This is a genomic window from Endozoicomonas sp. ALC013 (assembly GCF_049310205.1).
Lineage (GTDB): Bacteria > Pseudomonadota > Gammaproteobacteria > Pseudomonadales > Endozoicomonadaceae > Endozoicomonas.
In genome coordinates, this window is record NZ_JBLYNS010000402.1 from 1 (window position 1) to 1,134 (window position 1,134).

1 protein-coding gene is annotated in these 1,134 nt (G+C 54.9%); it reads left to right on the plus strand.

Features of this window, described 5'->3' with window-relative positions:
• Positions 1-1,134, plus strand: a 1,134-nt coding sequence (locus tag ACO6V1_RS24130; RefSeq protein WP_422469166.1) for a hypothetical protein, incomplete at both ends; no start/stop codon positions are given.

The following is a 1,134-nucleotide window of genomic DNA, read 5'->3' on the forward strand; positions in this document are numbered from 1 at the left end:
CTCCCTCTTTTCCAAGTTAAAAAACTTCAGCATTGTTAAAGATTCTCAGACTTTCAAAGGCTATTTTGCCAAGGCCAACACGTTCTTTTTAGCTGTAAACCCCCAGCAGATTACAAATACCAGCTGCCTTACCAGCATGCTAAAGTCGAAGACTCAGATAAAAAAGTTTGCAGAAGAAAGCGAGGAAAACATTCAGGCGGTTGCTGCTAACTCATGCTTGAAACAGATTGCCTCCATGTGTAATGGCAAAGGCATGCCCGACAAAGCGAAGGTGGAAGCATTCGTGGCGTGGGAGTGCTGGAAGGTGAACGGCGAATTCAGCCTGGAACTGCTGCGGGCCTTTTCCTCTATGATGAGCAGTAGGGGCTTGCCCGACAAAGCGAAGGTGGAAGCATTCGTGGCGTGGGAGTGCTGGAAGGTGAACGGCGAATTCAGCCTGGAACTGCTGCGGGCCTTTTCCTCCATGATGAGCAGTAGGGGCTTGCCCGAGAAAGCGAAGGTGGAAGCGTTCGTGGCGTGGGAGTGCTGGAAGGTGAACGGCGAATTCAGCCTGGAACTGCTGCGGGCCTTTTCCTCCATGATGAGCACCAGGGGCTTGCCCGACAAAGCGAAGGTGGAAGCGCTCAAAGCGTGGGAGTGCTGGAAGGTGAACGACGAATTCAGCCTGGAACTGCTGCGGGCCTTTTCCTCCATGTGTCATAGCAAAGGCTTGCCCGACAGAGCGAAGGTGGAAGCGCTCAAAGCGTGGGAGTGCTGGAAGGTGAACGGCGAATTCAGCCTGGAACTGCTGCGGGCCTTTTCTTCCATGTGTCAAGGCAAAGGCTTGCCCGACAAAGCGAAGGTGGAAGCGTTCGTGGCGTGGGAGTGCTGGAAGGTGAACGGCGAATTCAGCCTGGAACTGCTGCGGACCTTTTCCTCCATGTGTCATGGCAAAGGCTTGCCCGACAGAGCGAAGGTGGAAGCGTTCGTGGCGTGGGAGTGCTGGAAGGTGAACGGCGAATTCAGCCTGGGACTGCTGCGGGTCTTTTCCTCCATGATGAGCAGTAGGGGCTTGCCCGACAAAGCGAAGGTGGAAGCGTTCGTGGCGTGGCAGTGCTGGAAGGTGAACGGCGAATTCAGCCTGGAACTGCTGCG